The following is a 4549-nucleotide window of genomic DNA, read 5'->3' as shown; positions in this document are numbered from 1 at the left end:
ATACAACTCTCACAATAGATGGAAAATTTACTACAGTACGAAAACTCCCCTTATTTATTACAACACAAAGATAATCCAGTGCATTGGTTTGGATGGTCGGATGATGCTTTTATAAAAGCAAAGCAAGAGTATAAACCCATATTTTTATCTATAGGATACTCTAGTTGTCATTGGTGTCACGTTATGGAAAAAGAAGTCTTTGAAAATAAAGATATTGCGAAATATTTAAATGATAATTTTATATGTATCAAAGTTGATAAGGAAGAGAGACCAGACATCGATCAGTATTATCAAAATATTCATGAAGTTTTGACTAAAAAAGCAGGTGGATGGCCCACTTCTATTTTTTTAACCCCAGATAATAAACCATTTTATGCTGCTACATACATACCACCTGAACCAAAGTACAATATTGTTGGCTTTATGCAATTGATACAAATAATATCTCCGGCAATACAACAAAAAGATTCAAAATTGTTTCAAAGCGTCCAAGAGATACAAAAATCTTTAGATGTTAAACAAAAAATCTCTCAAAGAACTAACTTATCTACCGATACAATTGATTTATTTATAACACAATCAAAAAATAATTTTGAACCTACTTATGGTGGCTTTACACTTGCACCAAAGTTTCCACAAGTAGCAACTCTTAAAGCATTAATTCATAGTTACCAAATCAATAAAGATGAAGAATTGGCTTCAATTATTACACATACTTTAGATAATATGGCAGCAGGTGGTTTATATGATCTCGTAGATGGAGGCTTTTGTCGTTATAGCGTAGATAGCGAATGGCTAACTCCTCATTTTGAGAAAATGACCTATGATAATGGTTTATTGTGTGAATTATATTTGTTGGCATTTAGTGTGTTTGATAATGAAGATTATTTTATTATCTCTAAAGATATAGCAAACTTTATGATTAAGTTTATGATGCAAGAGAATCTTTTTTATTCTGCTAGTGATGCTGATACTGAGGGTAGTGAAGGAAAATATTTTGTGTACACAAGAATTGACGTTTTAGAAGCTTTGAGAGAATCTGGGTTCGCTGAACTAGAAGCTAAAAAAAAGTTGATGCGTTTAAGTGTATCCCCTGGTGGAAATTTTGATAAAAAAAATATTTTACATTTTATTGAAATACAAAGACCAAAATGGTTTGAAAATATTCGACCTACTTTACAAACGATTCGTGAGCATAGAATCTATCCTTTTATAGATAAGAAAATACAAACATCTTGGAATGCAATGATGATACGTTCTTTATTTAAATTAGCCATATACGATGAGAAATATTTAGATATTGCAATAAAGTCGATTGATACTCTATTGAAAAAAATGTTAAATGAAACAGAACTTATGCACTCTGGAGTCTTAGAAAATAATCCTAAAATAAAAGCATTTTTAGAGGATTATGCATATTTAGGTTTAGCTCTTATATCTGCATATGAAGTTACATCGAATGTGAAATATTTAAATGTAGCTCAAGATGTAACAAACCGAGCATTAGAGTTATTTTATGTTGATGGCTTGTGGTATTTTAGTCGAGGTCAGTTTGAAGTAGAGGCGGAAGCTAGTGATAGTTCATATCCAAGTTCTGTTGGTGCGATGATTGAACTGTTATTAGACTTAGGAAGTATAGTCAATGAAAAATATCGTGAAAAAGCCTTTACAACATTAGAAGTATATGCAGGTGAAATAAAACAAGCACCAATTAGATATTCTTACATTCTAAATCAAGTACAGAGATATATAAATGAAGACAAAATTGTTAAGCTTCCTTTTCAAACAGATATAAAAAATGTAAGAAAATTATTGCAATATCCATATGTTAGTATTAAATACACTACAGAAAATATATTTACTTTATGTGATAATCATAGTTGTTTTAAAAGTTCAAATTCGCTGGAAGATTTGTTTTGAACTTAATCTTCACAATATAAAAACTATTCTTGCTCAAAAAGAGTAGTACTTAAGTATCTTTCACCAGTATCACATAAAATTGTCACAAGTGTTTTGCCTTGAAATTTAGGACGAGACGCTACTTGCATAGTTGCCCAAACATTAGCACCAGCTGAGATTCCAACTAGAAAGCCCTCTTTTTTTGCCAACATTCTTGCCGTTTTAAAGGCATCTTCATTGGAAACTTTAATCACTTCACCATAGATTTCAGTATCTAATATCCCTGGAATAAAACCAGCACCGATTCCTTGGATTTTATGTGGACTCGCTACTTCACCGGATAAAATAGCTGAAGCCTCTGGTTCCACTGCAAAAATAGCAATATTTGAAATATGCTCTTTAAGTACTTTTGAAGTACCTGTAATAGTTCCACCAGTTCCAACTGCAGCTACAAAAGCGTCTAATTGTTTGTCAGTATCTTCTAAAATCTCTACAGCTGTTGTAAGTCTATGAATCTCAGGATTCGATGGGTTTTCAAACTGTTGTAAAATGATACTGTCATGTGTTAAGGCTTGAATCTCTTCAGCTTTACTTATTGCACCTGCCATACCTTTAGCTGCGGGTGTTAAAACAAGTTGGGCACCCAAAGCTTTAAGAAGGTTTCTTCTTTCAATACTCATAGAGTCAGGCATTGTTAATACAAGTTTTAAGTTTTGTGCTGCACAAATAGATGCTAGTGCAATTCCTGTATTTCCACTTGTTGGCTCAATAATAGTCGTACTTTGAGTAACCTTTCCAGATTCCATTGCACGACGAATCATATTAAAACCTATTCTATCTTTAACTGAAGATGTAGGATTCATAAATTCACATTTACCTAAAATTGTAGCTCCAGTTAATTCGGATGGAGTATTAAGTCTTACTAAGGGAGTATTTCCAATTAGTTCGGTTATATTCTTCGCTATTTTCATTTCTTTACCTTTTTTATATTGTATTTTATGATGGGTGAAAATGCTTTCGTTCCCACTTTTACTTTTTTACCAACGTTCAGTTCTTTACGTTCATCTGCACTCAAGACTACTTCAACAAGCTGTTGTCCAATAGCAATGAGAGCTATCCAAATTACATCTACCTGTGTAATATCTATAACTTCCCCCTCAAAAGAAAACTTCTGTGAGCCTACACGTTTCACAAGTGCATCTTGTGGGTTACCATCGCTTATAATTTTTCCATTTTCTAAGACTATCACTCTTTGTGCAAGTTTATATATCTCAGCTGGATCATGGGAGACCATAATAGTCGTTGTCCCAAACTCTTTATGTAAAGCTAAAATTTCATTTTGAAGTTTTCTTCTCATAGTAGGGTCAAGTGCGGATAAAGGTTCGTCCATCAAGAGTAATTTTGGTCTATTCATCATAGCCCGACATAAACTTACTCTTTGTTTTTGCCCACCACTAAGTGTGCTTGGCTTTCTTTTTCTTAACTGGGTTAATTCAGTCAGTTCTAAAAGTTTACTTGCGAGTTTTTTATCTTTGTTTACATACAAAAGATTCTTTTGAACACTCATATTTTCAAACAAGGCATAATCTTGAAATACAAAACCGATTCCACGTTCTTGAACTCTCAACATAGTATCTTCACCTTGCCACACTTCTTCACCGACTTTTATCTCTCCTGAAGATTCTTCAAGGCCTGCAAGAACTCTCAGTAATGTTGTTTTTCCGCTTCCGCTTAAACCACTTATAGCAAGGAACTGACCCTCTTTTATTCCAAAATTAACATCTAAGTCCATAAGACCGTTTGTGCCATGGAGTTTCTTTTTTATATCGATATGTATCATTTACTAAAACCTCCAATACGCTTAGAACTGTTAAACATATAGACTGCTAAAAGTATGATAAAACTTATTAAAACCATAAGTGCACTATAAATATGAGCACCTTCATAATCCATCATCTCTACCATCTCATAAATGGCAATAGAAGCAACTTTAGTTTCTGATTCTATACTTCCACCCACCATCAAAACAACACCAAATTCGCCAACAGTATGCGCAAAAGTAATGATGATTGCAGTCAGCACTGCAGGCTTCATATTTGGAAGTACTACTTGAAGGAGCGTTTGCATTTGACTTTTTCCTGCAATATAGGAAGCTTCAATCATATTTTTATTTATAGATTCAAAACCCCCTTGAAGAGGCTGCACCATAAAAGGCAAAGAATAAAAACAACTCGCAATGACTAAAGATGTAAAGTTAAAAACTAAAGATATGCCAAATATATTTTCAAAAAAAGAACCTAGTGGTGAATTATGAGAAAGTGAAACCAGTATGTAAAAGCCTAAAACTGAGGGAGGTAGAACTATGGGTAAAGCAGTGATGGCTTCAAGAAAAGGTTTTATTTTTGAATTTGTTTGGGATAAAAACCAAGCAAGTGGCAGTGAAATAACAAACAGTATGAGAGTCGTTAATCCAGCAAGTTTAAAAGATAAAATAAAAGGAGTATAATCAAGTGAAGCGAAAAATTCTATCATGATATAATCTCTGATATAGATAACTCACTAGCTTTTAAAAGTGCTAAGACTACATCTCCAACAGCTAAATTCATTTGTTGAGATACTTCAAGTGTAATTAAAGATTCAAATTCATTTC

At 33.0% G+C, this 4549-nt stretch carries 4 protein-coding genes; 1 reads left to right on the top strand and 3 read right to left on the bottom strand.

All coding sequences use genetic code 11. The features are described from left to right. The first annotated feature begins 18 nt into the window (after positions 1–18). Positions 19–1920, top strand: coding sequence for a thioredoxin domain-containing protein (locus tag ACI9TV_RS15840; RefSeq protein ID WP_415251791.1), 1902 nt, complete (start codon positions 19–21; stop codon positions 1918–1920). 23 nt (positions 1921–1943) lie between these two features. Here the strand turns inward: ACI9TV_RS15840 and cysK are convergent, their stop codons facing one another. The 3 genes from cysK to modB are packed head-to-tail and all read right to left on the bottom strand — an operon-like array spanning position 1944 to position 4431. After that, a complete protein-coding gene (cysK, locus tag ACI9TV_RS15835; protein ID WP_415251790.1) occupies positions 1944–2870 on the bottom strand; it encodes a cysteine synthase A in 927 nt (308 codons plus the stop codon). Continuing rightward, positions 2867–3739: an ABC transporter ATP-binding protein gene (locus ACI9TV_RS15830; RefSeq protein WP_415251789.1), complete on the bottom strand. Its 873-nt coding sequence runs from the start codon at positions 3737–3739 to the stop codon at positions 2867–2869. Before ACI9TV_RS15830 ends, cysK begins: the two co-directional genes overlap by 4 nt. Beyond that, positions 3736–4431 (bottom strand): molybdate ABC transporter permease subunit, encoded by a 696-nt coding sequence (modB, locus tag ACI9TV_RS15825; RefSeq protein ID WP_415251788.1) that lies wholly within the window; start codon positions 4429–4431, stop codon positions 3736–3738. Before modB ends, ACI9TV_RS15830 begins: the two co-directional genes overlap by 4 nt. Between the last annotated feature and the right edge of the window lie 118 nt (positions 4432–4549).

The sequence above is a fragment of the Sulfurimonas sp. genome, from assembly GCF_047622445.1.
Classification (GTDB): domain Bacteria; phylum Campylobacterota; class Campylobacteria; order Campylobacterales; family Sulfurimonadaceae; genus Sulfurimonas.
The sequence above is the reverse complement of the archived record's forward strand: the minus strand, read 5'-3'. Positions and strand labels throughout refer to the sequence as shown.